We start from the raw sequence: 19,140 nt of genomic DNA, 5'->3' as shown, positions 1-19,140 counted from the left end.
TCCCCGCCGCCCCATTGCCACATTCGAGTTTGAGCCATGGACGATCTTCTCCGCGAATTCCTGACGGAAACTTCCGAAAGCCTTGACGTCGCCGACGTCGAGCTTGTGAAGTTCGAGACCGATCCCAACAACCGGGATATCCTCAACAACATCTTCCGTCTGGTTCACACCATCAAGGGAACCTGCGGCTTCATCGGCCTGGTGCGCCTTGCCGGCCTCGCTCATGCGGCGGAAACGCTGATGGACGAGTTCCGCAATGGCCGGCCGGTCACGACCGGCGCCGTTGGGCTGATCCTGCGCACGGTCGACCGCATCAAGGCGATCCTGACCGAGATCGAGCACGCGGACGGCATCGAGCCGGCCGGCTCGGATGAGGACCTGATTTCCGAACTCGAGGCCGAGGTGGCCCGCACCGACGTGGTGGCGGACGCCCCGCCGCCGCCGCCCGTGGCCGACAAGCCGCTGATCGTGCAGGAGCGCGAGACGCTGCCGGGCGAGGTTCCGCTCGACGAGCTTGAGCGCATGTTCCGTGAGACGGCGGTCGAGGTCAAAGCTCCGGCCGCGAAGCCGGCCGCCGCTCCCGTCGCTGCGCCGGTGGCGGCTGCCGTGGCCGCCCCCGCCGCCGCGCCTGCCGCCAAGGCGACGGCCGACGCGCCGCCGGCCTCGACCGGCAACGACAGCACGTCGGTCGCGAACCAGACGATCCGCGTCAACGTCTCCGTGCTCGAACACCTGATGACCATGGTGTCCGAGCTGGTCCTCACCCGCAACCAGCTGATGGAAATCAGCCGGCGCAATGAGGACAGCGAGTACAAGAGCCCGCTGCAGCGCCTCTCAACCGTGACCGGCGAATTGCAGGAAGCGGTGATGCGCACCCGCATGCAGCCGATCGGCAATGCCTGGCAAAAGCTGCCGCGCATCGTGCGCGATCTGGCCCAGGATCTGGGCAAGCAGATCGAGCTGGAACAGCACGGTGCCGAGACCGACCTCGACCGGCAGGTGCTTGACCAGATCAAGGATCCGCTCACCCACATGGTCCGCAACTCGGCCGATCATGGTCTGGAAATGCCTGCCGCGCGCCGCGCTGCCGGCAAGCCGGACAAGGGCACGATCCGCCTCTCCGCCTATCACGAGGGTGGCCACGTCATCCTTGAAATCTCCGATGACGGCCGTGGCCTCGATGTCGAGCGGATCAAGGTGAAGGCCGTGGAAAACGGCCTGTGCTCGGAGGCCGATGCGGCCCGCATGACCGATGCGCAGGCCTTCCGCTACATCTTCCACGCCGGCTTCTCGACGGCGGCGGCGGTGACCAGCGTGTCCGGCCGTGGCGTCGGCATGGATGTCGTGCGCTGCAACATCGAATCCATCGGTGGCACCATCGACGTGCGCTCCAAGCGCGGCGAGGGCACCACCTTCATCATCAAGATCCCGCTCACCCTGGCCATCGTGCCGGCGCTGATCGTGGAAAGCACCGGCGAACGCTTCGCCCTGCCGCAGACCTCCGTGGTCGAGCTGGTGCGGGTGCGCGCCGACAGCGAGCATTCGCTCAGCTTCATCAAGCACGCCCATGTGCTGCGCCTGCGCGACCGGCTGCTGCCGATCGTCGATCTCGGCACGGTGATGAACCTGTCGTGCCACTGGGGCGAGCGGCCCGAAGGCGAGCTGATCGTCGTGATGCAGGTCGGCAGCCACCGCTTCGGCGTGGTCGTGGACAGCGTGCTGCACACCGAGGAAATCGTCGTGAAGCCGTTGTCGACGGTTCTGCGCAGCGTGTCGCTAGTCTCCGGCAGCACCATTCTGGGTGACGGGCGCGTGATCATGATCATCGATCCGAACGGTCTTGCCGATCTTGCCGCCAACCGCGCCGACAAGGCGGCGGACGCGGTGGCCGACCAGCAGAAGGCGGCGTCCGAGGCGGATTCCGACGCGACCTCGCTGCTGCTGTGCCGCGCCGGCCCGCAGGGCATGAAGGCGGTGCCGCTGGCTCTCGTCACGCGGCTTGAAGAACTCGAAGCCTCGCAGGTCGAGATCGTCTCCGACCGCAGCGTGGCGCAGTATCGCGGCACGCTGATCCCGATCGTCTATGCCAATGACCAGGTGGAGCGGAAGACGACCGGCAAGCAGCCGCTGCTCATCTTCTCGGAAGGCCAGCGGACCATGGGCCTGGTGGTCGACGAGATCGTCGATATCGTCGAGACCGAGTTCGACCTCAAGCTGTCCTCCGCGGCGCCTGAGGTGATGGGCGGGGCGATCATCAACGACATCGCCACCGAGGTTCTCGACGTCGCCTACTTCATGCAGGAGGCCTTTGGCGAGTCCTTCGACATTCCGCTCACCCGCGCCGCCAATGAGCGGGCCGGGCGCCTTCTGCTGGTGGATGGCAATGCCTTCCACCGCGCGATGCTCGAGCCGGTGCTCAAGGGCAATGGTTACTCGGTGACGGCCTGCGCCTCGGCCAATGAGGCGCTGGAGAAGCTGTCGGGCGATCTCCGCTTCGACGCGGTGGTCAGCGAGGTCGACATGCCCGGCGTCGACGGCTTCTGCTTCGCCGAGCGCGTGCGCGGCGAACTGCACATGGAAAGCCTCCCGATCATCGCCATGGCGGCCGGGCGCAATCCGGAATCCATCGAACGCGGCCGTGTCGCCGGGTTCACCGATTACGTCGCCAAGTTCGATCGCACGGGCCTGATCGCCGCGCTGCGCGAATTCGCGGTTCACGAAGATGAGGAGAAGGCGGCATGAGCAACGCGACCGCTAGCGTGGAAGGGCTCACCGACGCCCGCCAGTTTGTCACAATCCGTATCGGCGGCCAGCTTTTCGGGGTGCCGATCTCATCGGTCAACGAAGTCTTCGTGCCGGACTGCATCACACCCGTGCCGCTCGCCCCGCGCGAGATCGATGGGGTGCTGAACCTGCGCGGGCGCATCGTCACGATGATCGACATGCGCCGCCTGCTCGGCCTGTCCGACAGCAGCGTCGCGCGGATGGCCGTCGGCATCGAACGCACCGGCGAGGCCTTCGCCCTGCTGATCGATGGCGTCGGCGACGTGCTCCTGCTCGATGACAGCACGCATGAGAGCAACCCGCCCAATCTCGAGGAGGACTGGATCCAGTTCTCCGAGGGCGTGCATCGCCTGGAGGGCGAGTTGCTGGTCCTGCTCGATGTCGAACGGGTGCTGGCCACCGTCGGCAGCAGCGCGCGCGTGGCCGCGTGATGGAGCCGTCGGGGAACGCCGCCATGAAGACTTTTCTTGTCGTGGACGATTCCGCCCTCGTGCGGAAGATTGCCCGCCGGATGCTCGAGAGCTGGGCTTTCGATGTCGACGAGGCTGAGGACGGGCAGCGGGCGCTTGAACGCTGCAGCCGCTCCATGCCGGACGGCATCCTGCTCGATTGGAACATGCCGCAGGTCACCGGTCTCGAATTTCTCGAGAAGCTGCGCGGGCAGACCGACGGCACCGCTCCGAAGGTGGTGTTCTGCACCAGCATGAACGACATGGGCCACATCGCCCGCGCTCTGTCGAGCGGCGCGGACGAATACATCATGAAACCCTTCGACGAAGACATCCTGCGCGAAAAGCTCGAAGAAGTGGGCTTGCTGGAGAAGAGCGAGACATGACCATGACGCCAGCCTCCAGCACTGCCGCCTCTTCTCAGGCGCCTCCCATCAAGGTGATGATCGTCGACGATTCCGTGTTCATGCGCGGCGTGCTGTCGAACTGGTTCGGCGAGACCGGCGAATTCCACGTCGTCGCGTCCCATGCCAATGGCCGCCGCGCGGCCGATGACGTGCAACGCGCTCAGCCCGACGTGATCATCCTCGATCTCGAAATGCCCGACATGGACGGTCTCACCGCCCTGCCGCTGCTGCTGGAGCGCAAGCCCGGCACCGCCGTGCTCGTCGCGTCCTCGCTGACGCGGCGTGGCGCCGAGGTCAGCCTGCGCGCCCTCACGCTCGGTGCGGCCGACTACATTCCCAAGCCGGACGCCACCCGCGGCGTGACGGCGGCGGAAGAGTTCCGCGCCGAACTGATGGCGAAGGCGCGCGGCCTCGGCCAGCGCAGCCGCCGCCGTCACCTGCCGCGTCCGCCGGTGGGCCTGGCACCGGCCTCGGCCCCGGCGGCTCCTGCCCCGGTTTCCGCGCCGGCTTCCGCGCCCAGCGCGCCGGCCGTTGCCGCCGCGCCGTCCGCATCGGCCAGCAAGCTGCCGCAGAAGCTGCGCAGCTATTCGATGATGCCGGTTGGCGTGCTCGCCATCGGTAGCTCGACCGGCGGGCCGCAGGCGCTGACCAAGGTGTTCACCGATATCGGCCCGTCGATCGGCCATTTGCCGGTGCTGATCGTCCAGCACATGCCGCCGACCTTCACCGCGATCCTCGCGGAGCATGTCGCCCGCGCGTCGGGGCGTCCCTGCGCCGAGGCCAAGGATGGCGAGGATATCGTCGCCGGTCGCATCTATGTCGCCCCCGGCGGCATCCACATGGATGTGGTGCGCGAGGGTGGCACACCGAAGATCCGGCTGTTCGACGGCCCGGCGGTGAATTTCTGCAAGCCGGCGGTCGATCCGATGTTCCAGGCGGTCGCGTCCGTCTATGGAGCCGCGACGCTGGCTCTGGTTCTCACCGGCATGGGTTCGGATGGCGCCAAGGGCGCGCTGCGCATCGCGGAAGCGGGCGGCAGCGTGATCGCGCAGGACGAGGAGAGCAGCGTGGTCTGGGGCATGCCCGGAGCCACCGCCGCCATCGGCGCCTGCGCCGGCATCCTCCCCATCGGCGACCTCGGTCGCAAGGTCACGCGGCTTATTGTTGGGGGGCGGGAATGATTGCTCACTCGGAATATGATTTCCTGCGCCGGTTCCTGAAATCCCGGTCGGGCCTGATCCTGGGCGACGAGAAGCAGTATCTGCTCGAGAGCCGCCTGGAACCGGTGCTGCAAAAGATGAAGGTGCCGGACATGTCCCGGCTGGTCGCGCTGCTGCGGGACGGCCCCGCGCCGGCCGGCCTCGCCGATGCGGTGGTCGAGGCGATGACGACCAACGAGTCGCTGTTCTTCCGCGACAAGAACCCGTTCGATCTGCTCTCCACGCATATTCTGCCGGAACTGCTGCAGAAGCGCGCGCCGATGCACACGCTGCGCATCTGGTGCGCCGCGGCCTCGACCGGGCAGGAGCCCTACTCCATCGCCATGCTGCTGAAGGAGAACGAAAGGCTGCTGGGCGGTCGCCGGGTCGAGATCATCGGCACCGACCTGTCGTCGGATGTGCTCGCCCGCTGCGAGGAGGGGCTCTACAACCAGTTCGAGGTGCAGCGCGGCCTGCCGGTGCATTACCTGCTGCGCTACTTCACGCAGGTGGGTGACCAGTGGCGCATCGCCCCGGAAATCCGCTCCATGGTGCGCTTCTCCCGGCTCAACCTGCTCCAGCCTTTCAGCCATCTCGGCACGTTCGACATCGTGTTCTGCCGGAACGTGCTGATCTATTTCGACTCGGCCACCAAGTCGGACATTCTGGCGCGCATTGCCGGTGTCACCGCCAAGGACGGGTATCTCCTGCTCGGCGGCGCGGAAACGGTGCTTGGCCTCACCGCCGACTTCGTGGCGGGAAACCGGCGCGGCTTCTATGTGCCGCGGGCGGCGGCCAGCGCCATGGCGCTGGCGGCGAAATAGCCCCGACGACATCTGCCCTGGGGCGCCCGCGCCTCAGGGCAGGCGCATCAGATGGAGCGGCTGGGCCTCGACGGGTACCTTGCTCCAGACCGCGTCCTCGCCAATGGCAAAGCGCAGGCGCATGCCGCCGGCCCCCTCCAGCAACAGGTCGCCGCCCTCAAGGCGCCAGCGGTCGGGCGCGGGGCGTCCCAGCATCGCGCCGCATCGCGCCTCCGGGACCAGCCGGAAGGCGCCGCCGGCTACAGCCGCGTCGGTGAGGCGCAGGCGGCAGACGGTCTGGCCCGCCGCGTCGGACACGTCCCACTCCCCCATGAGATCCGCCGGCTCGGCGGATGGCGCCGGTTCGGCCAAGCGGGTGTTGGTCAGGAAATAAACCCCGTCCTCTTCGCGCAGCGCCTCCCAGGTGGCGCCGGCGCCTTCGGTGAATTCGGCCACCAGCCGGCCCTCCGCGCTGTAGAGCCGGATCGCGTTGCCCGGTCCCGGACTCCAGGCGGCGATGTCGGCGGCGAACAGGATCGCGCCCGCGCAGGCGCCCCGGTCCAGCTCGACCGCGAAATGCGGGTTCCCCGGTGCCCCCTTTTCCTTACCAAGCGTGGCGGCGCCGGGCAGCAGGCGGATCGGACAGACCCGGTCGCCATCGGCATTGGTGAGGTGATAGGCGTCGACCAGCTCGGCCGGGGCGGTCGCGACCTCGCCGGCCGGCTGCGCGCGCGCCGGGCCGGCGATCACCCCCGCCCACAGGGCGAGGCCGGTGATGGTTGTCGTCGCGTACAGGCGCCATCCACCCCGCATGGCCGCTCAGCCCCGCACGGAGGGTGGTGTTTCCGGCACCGGCGTCAGCGGTTCGCGCCCGTCGCGCCAGGCGAGCAGATTGTCCACCACGAGCTGGCCCATGGCGTTGCGCGTCACATGGGTGGCGGAGGCGACGTGCGGCAGCAGCACGACATTGTCCATGGCGATCAGCGCTTCCGGCACGTTTGGTTCGTCGGCGAACACGTCGAGCCCGGCGGCGGCGATGGTGCCGCTCTGCAGGGCGTCGATCAGCGACGGCTCGTCCACCACCGAGCCGCGGGCGACATTGATCAGAATGCCGGTCGGGCCGAGCGCGGCCAGCACCGGCGCATTGATCATCCGGTCGGTTTCCGGTCCGCCCGGCACGATGACGATCAGCACGTCTACGGCGGCGGCGAGGTCGAGCAGCGCAGGATAATGCGGGTAGGGCAGCCCCTCGACCGGACGCCGGCTATGATAGGCGACCGGCCTTCCAAAGCCGGCAAGGCGCCGGGCGATGGCCTGGCCGATGCGCCCCATGCCGACGATGCCGATGGTGCGGTCGCGCAGCGTGGGGCTGAAGGGGAACGGCCCCTTCGGCCACTGGCCGGCCCGCAGGAAACGGTCGGCCTGCGGGATGCGGCGGACGGTGGCCAGCAGCAGGCCAATGGAGAGGTCAGCCACCTCGTCGTCGAGCACGCCGGGCGTGTTGGTGACGACGATGCCGCGCGCCGCCGCTGCCTGAACATCCACCGCATCATAGCCGACACCGAAATTGGCGACTATCTCGACCTGGGGCAGCCGCGCCAGCAGCGCCTCGGTCACCCGGTTGGCGCCGCCGGCGGTGGAACCGACACCGGTGGCTACGGCGCGGATGCGCGGGCCGGCCTCGGCCAGCATCTCGGCGGCCCCATCACGGTCGAGGCGGTGAACGATGAAATGCTCGCCGAGCTGCTCCTCGATCATGGCCATCATCGGGCCGGTCTGGAGCAGTTCGGGGCGGGAGGAATCGACCATTCGCGGGCTCCTCGGGTCAGGGAGCCGTATTCGTCACCAAAGTGCGGGCGGATTCAAGGGTGGGCGATGGAAGGATCAGGCCGTCTCGTCTTCGATCTCGGCGTCGTCATCCGCGTCGGCGATGGCGTCCGGCGCGGCGCCGAGCTGGGTCGAGAGGTTCTTCTCGATCTTGCGCAGGAGCTTGCGCAGCCGCTTGCGGTCCTTGCCGTCGAGCCCCGCCACCATGATGCTTTCGAGCGATTCCCAGATGCCGTCGATCGCCCCGGCCCGCGCGCGGCCCTCCTCGGTGAGATGGACGCGCACAAGGCGGGCGTCGCCTTCCGAGGCGCGGCGCTCCAGCAGGCCCTGGGCCGAGAGGCGGCCGACCGTTTTCGACGCGGTCGGAGGCCGCACACGCAGCGCCGCCGCCAGTTCGGTCATGGTGCGTCCGTCGGAGGTGGCGAGCAGCTTGAGCGCCGTCTCCTGTCCCGGAAACAGCCCGATCTCGTGCAGGCGACGGGCGGCAAGCGCCCGCTGCAACCGCGCGGCATGGTGGAGCCGGTGGCTGATGCTCTTTTCGAAGCCATCCTTCATGGGCGCCCCCGCCTTAGGATCGCGGCCTTCGTTCGACGAACCAATCAAACGCTGTGCCGTGACAGGAGCATGGCTGTAAACCGCTTCGCCGTCAAAGTTTCTGGAAAATATCGCCTCTGCCTAGAGGGCGGCGAAGCGCGCTTCCACCTTGGCGAGGAAAGCGGCCCGCTTGGCGGCGCTCGCCGAATCCATGCTGTGCAAGGCGAGCCAGAGCTTTTGGGCCCGTGGATGGATGATGCCGCCGACCCCTTCCATGATGATTCGGCGGCCCGGCTGGCCCACCCAGAGCCACCAGTACCAGGGGGAGCCGAGCGTGCTGACGGCGGCCAGCAGGCGGATATTGGTAAGCCGGCGTTCCAACGGGCGCAGCGGCTGCGGCATGCCGAAAGTCTCGTGCGGCACCAGCACGCGGTCGAGCCAGCCCTTGAGCATGGCGGGGGGGCCGTACCACCAGGTCGGCGCGACGATGACCAGCGCCTCGGCGCGCTTCACCCGGGCGAGGTCATCGGCGACCGGCAGCGCGTTCTGGCCGGGCGTGTGGTAGCCGAGCCGCTCCTTGCGGCTCATCACCGGGTCGAAGCCTTCGGCATAAAGGTCGAGCAGGTCGACCGCGTGGCCGGCGCGCTGAAGTCCGCGCAGGGCCGCATCGCGTACGGCGGCGTTGAAGCTCTCGGCCACCGGATGGCAATAGACGAGGAGTACCCGCATCACGGCGCTCCGTCTTTGCCGGCGAGGCCGGCGAACAGATAGGTGCGCCCCGCGCCGAAATCGAAATCCGGCTGGTCCCAGGCGATCATCTTGCCGGGATTGAGCAGGCCGGCGGGATCGGCCGCGCGCTTGAAGGCCAGTTGCGCCGCATCGGTCTGCTTCATGCCGCCTTCCTCCAGCGTGTAGCGGTGCGGATTGAACACCGGAATCCCGATCGCCTCGTGACGGGCGATGATCGCCTCCAGCCGCTCCTCGGTGGAAAAGCGTACCAGAGGCAGGCCGAAGCAGGTCACCTTGCCGTCGAAGCGGACGAATTCGAGATGGGCCGGCACCTCGTCGCCCAGCTCGGCATGGATGCGCGCGGCGAGATCGAGCTGGTTGGGAAAGGGATAGAGCGTCTGCAGATAGGTGATGGCCGGGTCGAGGCGCAGGGCGCGCAGCGTGGTGTGGTTCCAGGAAAGCTCATAGAGCGGGGGCAGGCCCTTGGCGTCCTCGGTGCCGACCGCATCGGAATCGAACAGCAGCCGTCCGCCCCAGCGCGCGGTGAAGCTGTCAAAGGCGGCGCGGGCGATCGGCGCGACCATGACCAGAACGATGTGCTGGCCCGCCGGCAGATAGGGACGATGACGGGCGAAATAGGTCTGCGGCAGCGGTGCGGCGATGACCGAGAGCAGCTTCTTCAGCATCGCGTCCTGTTCGCCCAGCGCATTGGCATAGGCGGCGGCGCGGGCGAAATCGTCGAAGCCGATGATCGCCTCGATCCACTCGAAGGCCGGGGCGAGCGGCATCTCGACTTCGAGGATGATGCCGTTGGTGCCATAGGCATGGGCGACCTTCTGCACCTCCTCGCCGGACAGGGCGAGAATGCGCGGTTGCGGTTCCATGGTCGCGACCTTGAGGCCGATGATGTTGCCGAGGTCGCGCAGGCCGCCCCAGGTGATGGAGCCGACCCCGCCCGAGCCGCCGGCAATGAAGCCGCCGATCGAGGCGGTGCGGTAGGTGGAGGGGTGAAGGCGCAGTTCCTGGCCGCCGGGCCGGCAGGCGGCGTCGATATCGGCGATGATCGCGCCGGCCTCCGCCCGCACCCGGCCATGCGCGATCTCGACGATGCGAGTGAGGCCGGACAGGTCCAGCACCACGCCCCCGGCGAGCGGCATGGCCTGCCCGTAATTGCCGGTGCCGGCACCGCGCGGCGTGACCGGAATGGCGAGCTCGGCGCAGGCGGCGAGAATCGTCAGCACCTCGTCCTGCGTGGTCGCGAAGGCGACGATGTCGGCGGTGACCGTGTCGAGCTGCCGCTTCAGGGTTGGCGAGTACCAGTAGAAATCGCGGCTGCGCTGGCGCACCAGCGCCGGGTTCTCCTCCAGCCTTATGCCGTCGAGGCGGGCTTTCAGGGCGGCGATGTCATAGGCCATGCGACATTCCCGTGAGGTCATCGAGTTCGGCATAGTCCGGCGGCGCGGCGTCGATCCGCTGGCCGGCGCGCAGCACGAGGCGGTCGGCCTGCGGGCGGGCGAGCAGTTCGTTGAGGCTGCGGGCCCGGCACAGGATGAGGTCGGCGGGCGCTCCCGGCACCAGACGCCCGGCCTCGATCCCCATCTGCGCCGCCGGCGTCGCCGCCACGATGGACGGCCAGTCGGCGAAGGGGTGGTCGAGATGGGCGATGCGCGTCGCCTCGCGGTAGACTTCCAGAAGGTCGAGGTCGCCATAGGCGTAGAACGGATCGCGCGCATTGTCGCTGGCGACCATCACGGGAATGCCGCGCGCCTTCATCTCGTGCAGCAGGGTGATGCCGCGCCAGCGCGGGGTGCGGCCGGGGTGGCGGTCCTGCAGATAGAGATTGCACAGGGGAAGCGACACGATGGCGATCCCGGCGCGGGCGACGAGGTCGAGCGTGCGGGCGACCGCGTCCGCCTCCTGCCGGGCCAGCGAGCAGCAATGGCCGGCGAGGATGCGCCCGCCGAAGTCGTGGCGCAGCGCGGTCTCGGCGATGAGGGCGAGCGAGCGGGCGCCGGGGTCGGCGCTCTCGTCGACATGGAAATCAAGATCGAGGCCGTGTTCCGCGGCCGCGGTGAACAGCCGGTCGAGCCCGGCGGGCAAGGCGGGGCTCATATAGGTGACGGCGCCCAGCACGCCGCCATGGCCGCGCACCGCATCGAGCAGCGGCAGGAATTCGGAATCGTCCAGCACCAGATCGATCGGCGTGAGCGCCACCGCCTGAAGCGCGATGCGGCCCTGCCAGATGGCCCGCATCTCGCGGAATACCGGCCAGCTGATGGCGGTCTGCGGGCCGATCGAATCGAGATGGGTGCGGATGGCGACGGTGCCATGCGCATAGGCGCAGCGCAGCGCGAAATCCATGCGCCGGCGCAGATCGCTCGCGCTCCAATGGGCGCGCCGGTCCGCATCCGCCGCCTGGAGGGCGCCGGCAAATGTGCCGTCGGGATTGGGCGCCCGCTGCCAGATGAACGCCTTGTCGAGATGGGTGTGGACATCCACAAGGCCGGGCAGAACGAGACCGCCGCCCAAGGCGAGGCGGGGAAGCTCGTCGGCCGGAAGCGCCTCCCCCGGAAGTGCGGCGCCGATGGCGGCGATCCGGCCCTCGCTGACAAGGATATCGACCGGCGCCAGCCCTTCGGCGTCGGCCGGGGCGATGCCATGCGCGAGGCTGGCGGGGACGCGGGCGCCGCCGAGCACATAGGTAGGTGGCAGAGGGGCGGAGGGCAGATGGATGGAATCCGGCATGTCAGCTCCCGCCGAGTTCGCTCTCGTGCCAGCGCCGCAGCACAAGCCAGGAGAGCAGGCTGAGCGCGGCATAGATGACGATGCCGGAGAACGAGATCAGCAGCAGCGCGGCGAACAGGCGGGGAATGTTGAGCCGATAGGCGGATTCGACGATGCGGAAGGCGAGGCCCGAGCCCTGTCCGGCCGAGCCGGCGGCCATCTCGCCGACCACCGCGCCGATCAGCGCCAGCCCCCCGGCAATGCGCAGGCCGCCAAGGAAATAGGGCAGGGCGGTCGGCAGTTTGAGCTGCACCAGCGTCTGCCACGCCGAGGCGCCGGACAGGCGGAACAGGTCGCGCAGATTCGGGTCGACCGATTTCAGCCCGAGCGCGGTATTGGCGAGCACCGGGAAGAAGGCGACGATCCAGGCGCAGAACAGCACCGCCGTGTCTGTGTCGAGATAGATCAGCATCAGCGGGGCAATGGCGATGATCGGCGTGACCTGAAGGATCACCGCGATCGGGAACAGCGAGAATTCGATGATGCGCGACGTGGCGAAGACCAGCGCCAGCGCCACCCCGCCGAGCATGGCGAGGAGGAGGGCGATGCCCGTGGTGCGCAGCGTCACGAGCATGGAGTTCAGCAGCACCACATGGTCCTTGACCAGCGTCTCCAGCACCAGAGCCGGGCTCGGCAGGATATAGGGCGGCAGCTTGTTGAGGGTCACGATCAGGTCCCAGCCGAGCAGCGCGAGCGCCAGCACGGCGAGGGGCAGAAGCCAGCGGAAGGGGGAATGTTCCATCGCCCGCCCCTCTGCCGCCTAGCCGGCTTCCATGGCGTGGGCGAGCGCCTTCGAGGCCTCGCGGCACAGCCCGACATATTCCGGCGAGGTGCGAAACACCTCGTCGCGCGGCTGGTTCGGGTCGATCTCCAGTTCGGCGGCGATCCGGCCCGGCCGGGCGCGGAACACCAATATGCGCGAGGAGAGGAACACCGATTCGAACACCGAATGGGTGACGAAGACGATGGTGCAGCCCAGCCGGCGCCACACCTCCAGCAGGTCGTTATTGAGCTTGAAGCGGGTGATCTCGTCGAGCGCGGCGAAGGGCTCGTCCATCAGCAGCAGGCGCGGGCGGGTGACGAGGGCGCGGGCGATGGAGACGCGCATCTTCATGCCGCCGGACAGTTCGCGCGGATAGGCGTCGCGAAAGGCGGTGAGGCCGACCATCTCCAGCGCCTCCTCGATGGCCGGGGTGGCCGCCTTGCGGCTGGTGCCGGCAAGGCGCAGCGGCAGGAAGACATTGCTGAAGACGCTCGCCCAGGGCATCAGCGTCGGTTCCTGAAAGACGAAACCGATGGAGCGCCGGTCCGCCTCCGCCGCGTTCCAGGCGATGCGGCCGGCGGTGGGGTCGGCCAGGCCGGCGATCAGCCGCAGCGCGGTCGACTTGCCGCAGCCGGAGGGGCCGAGCAGCGAGAGAAACTCGCCCTGCCGTACCACCATGTCGAGCCCGTCCAGCGCGGTGACCGTATTGGCAAAGCGTTTGCCGACGCCTTCAAGCGCGAGCAGAGGAGCGGGGGCGGGTTCCGTGAAGGACAGGGTCATTCTCTCTCGTCGTTTCGGGTAGGCCCGTCTCACACCTGCCGGACGATGGTGCCGATCGCATTGACGATAAGGCGCGCGGCCGTCTGGGCCGACAGGCCGTCAATGTCGGCCGGAGGATAAAGCTCGACAAGGTCGAATCCGGCGATCCGGGCGCGCGCGCCGACGCCCGCGATCAGGTCGATCACCTGCGTGTAGGTGAGGCCGCCGGGCGTGCGCGCCGCCACCCCCGGCATGATGCCGGGATCGAGGCCGTCGCAGTCGAGGGTGATAACGACCCGCGCGCCGTGTGGAATATGCCGGAGGGCGGCGTCGACGCCGTGGGCGTGCACCTGCCGGGCGGTGATGAGGTGGCTGCCATAGCTCTGCGCCGCCTCCACTTCGGCGAGGCGCGCGCTACCGACGCTGCGTATGCCGACCTGTACCATGCCGGCGACATGGGCCATCTCGCTTGCTCGGCGCATCGGGTTCGAATAGCCGTAGCGTTCCCCAAAACGCTCGTCGCGCCAGTCGATATGGGCGTCGATCTGGAGAATCCAGATCGGCCCGTGCTCGGCAAAGCCCTTGAGGAAGGGAATGGGCAGGGAATCGTCGCCGCCCAGCAGGATTGGCACGGCCGGCACGGCCAGCACCTCGCGCGTCCTCGCCTCGATCCGGGCCCGGTTGCCCTCATTGTCGTGCATGGTGGTGGGGACATTGCCGGTATCGATGCAGCAGACCGGGCCGCCATTGAACAACGGGCCGCCGAGATCGAAATCCCAGTGCGCGATGAGGGGCGCCTCGCTCTGACTCGCCGCGCGGATGGCGTCAGCCGCCAGTGCGTAGCCGCTGCTGTCCTGGCCGGGATAATTGCTGCCATGGCCGGCGCCGAAGATCACCGCACGCGGGGGGCGGCCGTCCGGGAGGCGCTCGGGCAGGCCGAGAAAGGGAGGCGAAGCGGTCATTGCTGACGTCTTGATCCTGATTTTGCGCGTGTCGGGCCGGCGTCGCCGACGGCGCGCGACTGGCTATTTCGCCAGATCCTTGCCCACGCCCTTGTTCACGAATTGCAGCGTGTAGGACTTCTTGTAGTCGATGTCGCCGCTGACCACGCCGGCGCGCACCATCTTGTCGAAGAAGCTCTGCATCTTGGCATCCGTCATGGCGCCGACGCCGAGGCTCTTGGTGTCGCCGGAATCGACGATGCCGTATTCCTTCATCTTCGCGATGGAGAAGGCGATCATCTCATCGGTCATTTCCGGGTTGTCTTTTTTGATCAGCGCGTTCGCCTTGGCGTTGTCGCCATAGAGATAATTGTACCAGCCGATGATCGAGGCATCGACGAAACGCTGCACCAGATCCGGGTTCGACTTCACCAGTTCGCTGCGGGTCTCGATCGTCGTCGAATAGGTGTCGAAGCCCTGATCGGCGAGCAGGAACAGCGAGGGCTTGAACTTGCCCTCCTTCTCCACCGCATAGGGCTCGGAGGTGATGTAGCCCTGCATCGCGCTGTTCGGGTCGGCAAGGAACGGCGCGACGTTGAACGTGTAGGGCTTCACCTGGTCCTCGGAGAAGCCGAAATCCTTCACCAGCCACTGATAATAGCTCGCCAGCCCCTCCTTGGAGATGAACAGGGTTCGGGTTTTCAGATCCTCGAACTTGGTCACGTCCGGGTGGGCGATGATGACCTGCGGGTCCTTCTGGAACAGCGCGGCGACGATGAGGGTGGGGATGCCTTCCTTCACCGAATCGAACGCCTGCAGCATGTTGGCGCCCATGTAGAAGTCGATCTTGCCGACCGGCAGCAGCAGCCGGTTATTGGCCTGCGGCCCGCCGGGCAGGATGGTGACGTTGAGGTCGTATTTCGCATAGGTGCCGTCGACCACCGCCTGGTAGAAGCCGCCATGCTCGGCTTGCGCCACCCAGTTGGTGCCGAAGGTGACCTTGTCGGCGGCGAGCGCCGGAACCGCGAAGACGAGGGCGGCGAGGGTCGCGAGAATCCCGACAAAACGCGGGCGTACAAAACGCAGGCGCATCGATGTCTCCATCCGGTGCGAAGGGCGGTGAGAAGCTTCAGGGCAAAGCCGTGGCGCCATGATAGGCGAGCTTAATACGGATGCACATAGACCTTGGACGTGGGCGATGTGCGATTGCGCAAGCCCGTCACGGCGCCTAGCCTTCGGTCATGCTCCGCCATCTGCTTCCCTCGACTGTCCGCCCTCCCTTCGCCCGCTACAGCCATGCGGTGGAGGTGAGCGCGGGCGCCCGGCTGCTGCTCACCTCCGGCCAGCTCGGCATAGCCCCGGACGATGCGATTCCCGAGGGGGCGGAGGCGCAGGCCGACCTCTGCTTTCGCACGATCGCCGCGTGTCTGGCCGAGGCGGGGATGGGGCCGGGCGATATTGTGCGCATCAACGCCTATGTCACCGACAGCGCCCATATGGCCGGCTATATGGCGGCGCGCGACCGCTTCATCGCCGATCCGCCGCCGGCCTCGACGCTGATGATCGTCTCCGGCTTTACCCGGCCGGAGTTCAAGGTCGAGGTCGAGGTGCTAGCGGCGAAGGCGGATTGAAAAATCTGGAGTATTTTCTCGTCGCGAAAGTCGATCAACTTTCGCGGAAAATGCTCTAGAACCGCGTCCTCAACGAACCGGACATGCCGACCATGCCGCCCAAACGCTTCTGGACCGAACTCACCTGGACCGATTTCGAGGCCGGGGATCCCGCGAACTGGATCGCGGTGCTGCCGGTGGCGGCGGTGGAGCAGCACGGGCCGCATCTGCCTGTTGGCGTCGATGCGTTCATCGGCGAGGGCTATCTGAAGGAAGTGGCGCGGCTGCTGCCGGACGATATTCCCGCCGTGTTCCTGCCGATGCAGGCGATCGGCAAATCGAACGAGCATATTTTCTATCCGGGCACGCTGACGCTTTCCTCCGAGACGGTGATCCGCGCCTGGACCGAGATCGGCGAGAGCGTGCATCGCGCGGGGGTGCGCAAGCTGGTCATCGTCAACTCGCATGGCGGCAATGTCTCGGTGATCGACATCGTGGCGCGCGAATTGCGGGCGCGGCTGGGCATGCTGGCGGTGCACGTCTCCTGGCACCGCTTCGGCTACCCGGAAGGGCTGTTCTCGGCGCAGGAGCGCCAGCACGGCATCCATGCCGGCGGGGTCGAGACCTCGCTGATGATGAATTTTCGGCCCGACACGGTGCGGACAAGCGAAATCGCCGACTTCCCGCCGGCAACGCTCGGCATGGAGCAGGAATTCGCCTTCCTGCGCGCCGGCAGCCCGGCCGGCTTCGGCTGGATGGCGCAGGATATCCAGCCCTCCGGCGCCATGGGCAACGCCACCGAGGCGAGCCCGGAGAAGGGCGAGACCTGCGCCCATTTCGGCGCCCGCGCCTTTGTCGAACTGCTGGCGGATGTGCAGCGTTTCGACCTCGCGCGGCTTCCGGCCGGTCCGCTTGGCGGGAGCGCACTGTGATGGAAGGTCCGGTCGCCGGTTCGCCGCTGCTCGACATGGAACTGAGCCTTGATGAGGCGCGCGCCTATGCCGCCCGCGTGCTGGAGCATTTCAACACCGCGCCCGAGAATGCCCGGATCACCGCGGCGGCGCTGGTCGCGGCGGAGGCGGACGGGCTCGGCACCCATGGCCTCGCCCGCCTGCCCAGCTATTCCGCCATGGTGGCGGCCGGCAAGATCGACGGCCACGCCGTGCCCACCGCGCGCCGTGTCGGGGCGTCGCTGGTGGCGGTCGACGCCGGCAATGGCTTTGCCTATCCCGCCATCGAGCAGGGGCTGCCGGTGCTTGCCGAGGTGGCGCGCGAGAGCGGCATCGCCTTACTGGCGATCCGTCGCTCCAGCCATTTCGGCGTCGCCGGCCAGCCGGTCGAGGCGCTCGCCACTGCCGGGCTCGTGGGGCTCGCCTTCGCCAATGCCTCCGCCTCCATCGCCCCCTGGGGCGGCAAGAAGGCGGTGTTCGGCACCAACCCGATCGCCTTCGCCACGCCGCTGAAGGACCGCGCGCCGGCGGTGGTGGATCTCTCCGTCGCCAAGGTGGCGCGCGGCAATATCCTCGCCGCCGTGCAGCGCGGCGATGAGACCATTCCCGAGGGCTGGGCTTTCGATCCGCAGGGCAACCCGACCATTGACGCCAAGGCGGCGCTGGCCGGAACCATGGTGCCGATGGGCGATGCCAAGGGCACGGCGCTGGCCTTCATCATCGAGGTGATGGCGGCGGCGTTGACCGCCTCGACCTTCTCCTTCGACACGCCGAGCTTCTTCGACGGCAAGGGCCCGCCGGCGGCGGTCGGGCAGGTCATCATCGCCATCGACCCCGGCAGGCTGGCGGGCGACGCCTATCTCGACCATCTCGAACGGCTCGCCGCCGCGATCGAGGGCGAGCCCGGCGCCCGCCTGCCGGGAACGCGCCGCCTCACCAACCGCGCGCGGGCGGCAAAAGACGGCGTCATCGTCTCAGCCCCGTTGCGCAAGGCCTTGGCCGGGATGGGCTTTGTCGACCGAGCCGGCTAGTCCGGCAGGGTCGACCAGTCCGGGTACCAGCCGCCATCGCCCTTGCGGAATAGCGGGCAGGAGAGGGGGGCGCGCACGAGGCCCGGCCATGCCGGGTCGATGGCGCCCAGCGTCGTCTGCCAGACCCTTGTTTCCTTGATCGCGGTGGCGACGCCGACGACATTGGCGCCGATGCGCTTCATCAGTTCCAGCTCGGCGGACACGGTGCCGCCGGTCGAGATGACGTCCTCGACCAGCAGCACCCGCTTGTCCTCCAGCCGTTCCAGCAGGCGCGGGTCGATGAACACCGTCTTGGGCTTGAGCGGGCTGGTGATGGAGATCACCGGGATCGACAAGTCGTCCTCGAACCAGAATTTCCGCGAATAGCTCAGCGGCACGTAATGGGCATGGCCGAGCTTCTTGGCCACGGAGGCCGCGAGCACCATGCCGAGCGTCGGCATGCCGACCACCACGTCGGGCGCGAGGTCGCGGACCTGCTCGGCAATCGCCGAGGACAGCCGGTCTTCCAGCTCAAAGGAATTTTCCGTGATGCAAAGATAGGCGATGGCCGTATTGAAATCCGGCGGCAGGGCCAGAAACGGCAATTCCGCCCAGTCGCCGTCCGGCAGCTTGACGGGATACACATCGCGGTAAGGCGGCGGGCCGATTTCCGCCAGATCGGCGGCGGGAACGATACGGTCGCGGTAGCTGCCGCGATCAGGGAAATTGAGGGGCATGGGCACTCCGGCATCTGCGTGGGGCCTATCCCAGCAACCGGAATGCCAAAGGCCGCCGAAACGGGCCGGCGGCCTTCGCTACTTTCGTCTCGCCGTGAAGCGGAAAGGCCGGGCGCGCCGGCCAATCCTCACTTCTTGGCGTTTTCGATCGACTGGAGAATGATCGCGCGGGCCCGATCGGCGCCTTCCCAATCGGCGACGCTGACCTTCTTGCCCTTCTCCAGATCCTTGTAGTGGGTGAAGAAGTGGGCCACCTGCTCAAGCACGAGCGGCGGCAGATCTTCGCAGCTCTTGACCTTGGAGTGGTAGGGGTAGACCGAGTCCGCGGGCACCGCGAGGATCTTCTCGTCGCCGCCCTTCTCGTCGGTCATCATCAGTACGCCCACCGGGCGGGCAGCGATGACCGAGCCGGCCAGCAGCGGGAACGGCGAGATGACGATGATGTCGAGCGGGTCGCCATCGTCGCCGAGCGTGTTCGGGATGAAGCCGTAATTGCCCGGATAGAACATCGGCGTGTGCAGGAAGCGATCGACGAAGAGAGCGCCCGACTCCTTGTCGAGCTCATACTTCACCGGCGCGCCGCCGGCCGGGATTTCGATGATGGCGTGAACCTCGTCGGGCGGATTCGGGCCGATCGAGATGCGTGAAATGTCCATGAACGGGCTCCCAGGTCGAACAGGCCGGCCATGCCGGCGGGCAAACTCGGCCCTCTATTAAGTCGGCGCGGCGACACAGTCGAGACGGCACGCGCCATCAATTCGGCCGACGCGGTGTGTGTCGCGCGGCGCCGGAGCGGCATTCGACGGGTAAATGATACAGTATATCGACGCCTCTGGACGGGCTGGATGATATGT

The 19,140-nt window shown here is 67.7% G+C and carries 20 protein-coding genes; 8 read left to right on the top strand and 12 right to left on the bottom strand.

The window, feature by feature from the left end:
* The first annotated feature begins 36 nt into the window (after positions 1-36).
* Genes KIP89_RS19440 through KIP89_RS19420 form a run of 5 tightly spaced genes read left to right on the top strand, consistent with a single transcriptional unit; the run spans position 37 to position 5,663 of the window.
* Positions 37-2,742, top strand: a complete 2,706-nt coding sequence (locus tag KIP89_RS19440) for a hybrid sensor histidine kinase/response regulator (RefSeq protein WP_213757260.1) — start codon at positions 37-39, stop codon at positions 2,740-2,742.
* A complete protein-coding gene (locus tag KIP89_RS19435) occupies positions 2,739-3,215 on the top strand; it encodes a chemotaxis protein CheW (protein WP_213757259.1) in 477 nt (158 codons plus the stop codon). Before KIP89_RS19440 ends, KIP89_RS19435 begins: the two co-directional genes overlap by 4 nt.
* 23 nt (positions 3,216-3,238) lie before the next feature.
* The gene (locus KIP89_RS19430) at positions 3,239-3,619 is read left to right on the top strand and encodes a response regulator (RefSeq protein WP_213757258.1); all 381 of its coding nucleotides are present in this window, start codon (positions 3,239-3,241) and stop codon (positions 3,617-3,619) included.
* Positions 3,616-4,821 carry a protein-glutamate methylesterase/protein-glutamine glutaminase gene (locus KIP89_RS19425; RefSeq protein WP_213757257.1) on the top strand — a complete coding sequence of 402 codons (1,206 nt, stop codon included), beginning with the start codon at positions 3,616-3,618 and terminating at the stop codon, positions 4,819-4,821. Before KIP89_RS19430 ends, KIP89_RS19425 begins: the two co-directional genes overlap by 4 nt.
* Positions 4,818-5,663, top strand: coding sequence for a CheR family methyltransferase (locus KIP89_RS19420; protein ID WP_250152676.1), 846 nt, complete (start codon positions 4,818-4,820; stop codon positions 5,661-5,663). Before KIP89_RS19425 ends, KIP89_RS19420 begins: the two co-directional genes overlap by 4 nt.
* Before the next feature lie 33 nt (positions 5,664-5,696).
* On the opposite strand, the gene KIP89_RS19415 is transcribed toward KIP89_RS19420, so the two are convergent.
* The 10 genes from KIP89_RS19415 to KIP89_RS19370 all read right to left on the bottom strand — a co-directional run bounded on the left by KIP89_RS19415 (position 5,697) and on the right by KIP89_RS19370 (position 15,071).
* Positions 5,697-6,455, bottom strand: a complete 759-nt coding sequence (locus tag KIP89_RS19415) for an AprI/Inh family metalloprotease inhibitor (RefSeq protein ID WP_213757256.1) — start codon at positions 6,453-6,455, stop codon at positions 5,697-5,699.
* 6 nt (positions 6,456-6,461) lie between these two features.
* Positions 6,462-7,451 carry a 2-hydroxyacid dehydrogenase gene (locus tag KIP89_RS19410; RefSeq protein WP_213757255.1) on the bottom strand — a complete coding sequence of 330 codons (990 nt, stop codon included), beginning with the start codon at positions 7,449-7,451 and terminating at the stop codon, positions 6,462-6,464.
* A gap of 75 nt (positions 7,452-7,526) precedes the next feature.
* Positions 7,527-8,024: a MarR family winged helix-turn-helix transcriptional regulator gene (locus tag KIP89_RS19405; RefSeq protein WP_213757254.1), complete on the bottom strand. Its 498-nt coding sequence runs from the start codon at positions 8,022-8,024 to the stop codon at positions 7,527-7,529.
* Positions 8,025-8,144: 120 nt separating this feature from the next.
* A complete protein-coding gene (locus KIP89_RS19400) occupies positions 8,145-8,732 on the bottom strand; it encodes an NAD(P)H-dependent oxidoreductase (protein ID WP_213757253.1) in 588 nt (195 codons plus the stop codon).
* Positions 8,732-10,147, bottom strand: a complete 1,416-nt coding sequence (locus KIP89_RS19395; RefSeq protein WP_213757252.1) for an FAD-binding oxidoreductase — start codon at positions 10,145-10,147, stop codon at positions 8,732-8,734. The genes KIP89_RS19400 and KIP89_RS19395 overlap by 1 nt, the downstream gene beginning before the upstream one ends.
* Entirely contained in the window at positions 10,137-11,477 is a 1,341-nt protein-coding gene (locus KIP89_RS19390; RefSeq protein WP_213757251.1) for a cytosine deaminase, read from the bottom strand. Before KIP89_RS19390 ends, KIP89_RS19395 begins: the two co-directional genes overlap by 11 nt.
* A gap of 1 nt (position 11,478) precedes the next feature.
* Positions 11,479-12,258, bottom strand: coding sequence for an ABC transporter permease (locus tag KIP89_RS19385; RefSeq protein WP_213757250.1), 780 nt, complete (start codon positions 12,256-12,258; stop codon positions 11,479-11,481).
* Positions 12,259-12,276: 18 nt separating this feature from the next.
* Positions 12,277-13,059 carry an ABC transporter ATP-binding protein gene (locus tag KIP89_RS19380; protein ID WP_213757249.1) on the bottom strand — a complete coding sequence of 261 codons (783 nt, stop codon included), beginning with the start codon at positions 13,057-13,059 and terminating at the stop codon, positions 12,277-12,279.
* 29 nt (positions 13,060-13,088) lie between these two features.
* Positions 13,089-14,000, bottom strand: coding sequence for an agmatinase (locus tag KIP89_RS19375; RefSeq protein WP_213757248.1), 912 nt, complete (start codon positions 13,998-14,000; stop codon positions 13,089-13,091).
* Positions 14,001-14,063: 63 nt separating this feature from the next.
* Positions 14,064-15,071: an ABC transporter substrate-binding protein gene (locus KIP89_RS19370; protein WP_213757247.1), complete on the bottom strand. Its 1,008-nt coding sequence runs from the start codon at positions 15,069-15,071 to the stop codon at positions 14,064-14,066.
* Positions 15,072-15,220: 149 nt separating this feature from the next.
* On the opposite strand from KIP89_RS19370, the gene KIP89_RS19365 reads away from it, so the two are divergent.
* From KIP89_RS19365 to KIP89_RS19355, 3 genes are all read left to right on the top strand, one after another.
* The gene (locus KIP89_RS19365) at positions 15,221-15,610 is read left to right on the top strand and encodes a RidA family protein (RefSeq protein WP_213757246.1); all 390 of its coding nucleotides are present in this window, start codon (positions 15,221-15,223) and stop codon (positions 15,608-15,610) included.
* Positions 15,611-15,702: 92 nt separating this feature from the next.
* Positions 15,703-16,521, top strand: coding sequence for a creatininase family protein (locus tag KIP89_RS19360; protein ID WP_213757311.1), 819 nt, complete (start codon positions 15,703-15,705; stop codon positions 16,519-16,521).
* Entirely contained in the window at positions 16,521-17,570 is a 1,050-nt protein-coding gene (locus tag KIP89_RS19355) for an Ldh family oxidoreductase (RefSeq protein ID WP_213757245.1), read from the top strand. The genes KIP89_RS19360 and KIP89_RS19355 overlap by 1 nt, the downstream gene beginning before the upstream one ends.
* Here KIP89_RS19355 and KIP89_RS19350 read toward each other — a convergent pair.
* Both KIP89_RS19350 and ppa read right to left on the bottom strand, forming a co-directional pair.
* Positions 17,567-18,286: a phosphoribosyltransferase gene (locus KIP89_RS19350; RefSeq protein WP_213757244.1), complete on the bottom strand. Its 720-nt coding sequence runs from the start codon at positions 18,284-18,286 to the stop codon at positions 17,567-17,569. The genes KIP89_RS19355 and KIP89_RS19350 overlap by 4 nt on opposite strands.
* A gap of 128 nt (positions 18,287-18,414) precedes the next feature.
* Positions 18,415-18,942: an inorganic diphosphatase gene (gene ppa, locus KIP89_RS19345; RefSeq protein ID WP_213757243.1), complete on the bottom strand. Its 528-nt coding sequence runs from the start codon at positions 18,940-18,942 to the stop codon at positions 18,415-18,417.
* Between the last annotated feature and the right edge of the window lie 198 nt (positions 18,943-19,140).

The organism is Ancylobacter radicis (assembly GCF_018449475.1).
In the GTDB taxonomy this organism is placed as follows: Bacteria; Pseudomonadota; Alphaproteobacteria; order Rhizobiales; family Xanthobacteraceae; genus Ancylobacter; species Ancylobacter radicis.
This window is presented reverse-complemented; position numbering and strand designations above follow the sequence as displayed.

What these genes read in the sequence shown, in the direction of transcription:
- KIP89_RS19410 (WP_213757255.1), bottom strand. Translation starts at nt 7,451, where the DNA reads ATGGTCGATTCCTCCCGCCCCGAACTGCTCCAGACCGGCCCGATGATG.
- KIP89_RS19425 (WP_213757257.1), top strand. Translation starts at nt 3,616, where the DNA reads ATGACCATGACGCCAGCCTCCAGCACTGCCGCCTCTTCTCAGGCGCCT.
- KIP89_RS19430 (WP_213757258.1), top strand. Translation starts at nt 3,239, where the DNA reads ATGAAGACTTTTCTTGTCGTGGACGATTCCGCCCTCGTGCGGAAGATT.
- KIP89_RS19365 (WP_213757246.1), top strand. Translation starts at nt 15,221, where the DNA reads ATGCTCCGCCATCTGCTTCCCTCGACTGTCCGCCCTCCCTTCGCCCGC.
- KIP89_RS19400 (WP_213757253.1), bottom strand. Translation starts at nt 8,732, where the DNA reads ATGCGGGTACTCCTCGTCTATTGCCATCCGGTGGCCGAGAGCTTCAAC.
- KIP89_RS19440 (WP_213757260.1), top strand. Translation starts at nt 37, where the DNA reads ATGGACGATCTTCTCCGCGAATTCCTGACGGAAACTTCCGAAAGCCTT.
- KIP89_RS19350 (WP_213757244.1), bottom strand. Translation starts at nt 18,286, where the DNA reads ATGCCCCTCAATTTCCCTGATCGCGGCAGCTACCGCGACCGTATCGTT.
- KIP89_RS19375 (WP_213757248.1), bottom strand. Translation starts at nt 14,000, where the DNA reads ATGACCGCTTCGCCTCCCTTTCTCGGCCTGCCCGAGCGCCTCCCGGAC.
- KIP89_RS19380 (WP_213757249.1), bottom strand. Translation starts at nt 13,059, where the DNA reads ATGACCCTGTCCTTCACGGAACCCGCCCCCGCTCCTCTGCTCGCGCTT.
- KIP89_RS19360 (WP_213757311.1), top strand. Translation starts at nt 15,703, where the DNA reads ATGCCGCCCAAACGCTTCTGGACCGAACTCACCTGGACCGATTTCGAG.
- KIP89_RS19395 (WP_213757252.1), bottom strand. Translation starts at nt 10,147, where the DNA reads ATGGCCTATGACATCGCCGCCCTGAAAGCCCGCCTCGACGGCATAAGG.
- KIP89_RS19390 (WP_213757251.1), bottom strand. Translation starts at nt 11,477, where the DNA reads ATGCCGGATTCCATCCATCTGCCCTCCGCCCCTCTGCCACCTACCTAT.
- KIP89_RS19435 (WP_213757259.1), top strand. Translation starts at nt 2,739, where the DNA reads ATGAGCAACGCGACCGCTAGCGTGGAAGGGCTCACCGACGCCCGCCAG.
- KIP89_RS19385 (WP_213757250.1), bottom strand. Translation starts at nt 12,258, where the DNA reads ATGGAACATTCCCCCTTCCGCTGGCTTCTGCCCCTCGCCGTGCTGGCG.
- ppa (WP_213757243.1), bottom strand. Translation starts at nt 18,942, where the DNA reads ATGGACATTTCACGCATCTCGATCGGCCCGAATCCGCCCGACGAGGTT.
- KIP89_RS19405 (WP_213757254.1), bottom strand. Translation starts at nt 8,024, where the DNA reads ATGAAGGATGGCTTCGAAAAGAGCATCAGCCACCGGCTCCACCATGCC.
- KIP89_RS19370 (WP_213757247.1), bottom strand. Translation starts at nt 15,071, where the DNA reads ATGCGCCTGCGTTTTGTACGCCCGCGTTTTGTCGGGATTCTCGCGACC.
- KIP89_RS19420 (WP_250152676.1), top strand. Translation starts at nt 4,818, where the DNA reads ATGATTGCTCACTCGGAATATGATTTCCTGCGCCGGTTCCTGAAATCC.
- KIP89_RS19415 (WP_213757256.1), bottom strand. Translation starts at nt 6,455, where the DNA reads ATGCGGGGTGGATGGCGCCTGTACGCGACGACAACCATCACCGGCCTC.
- KIP89_RS19355 (WP_213757245.1), top strand. Translation starts at nt 16,521, where the DNA reads ATGGAAGGTCCGGTCGCCGGTTCGCCGCTGCTCGACATGGAACTGAGC.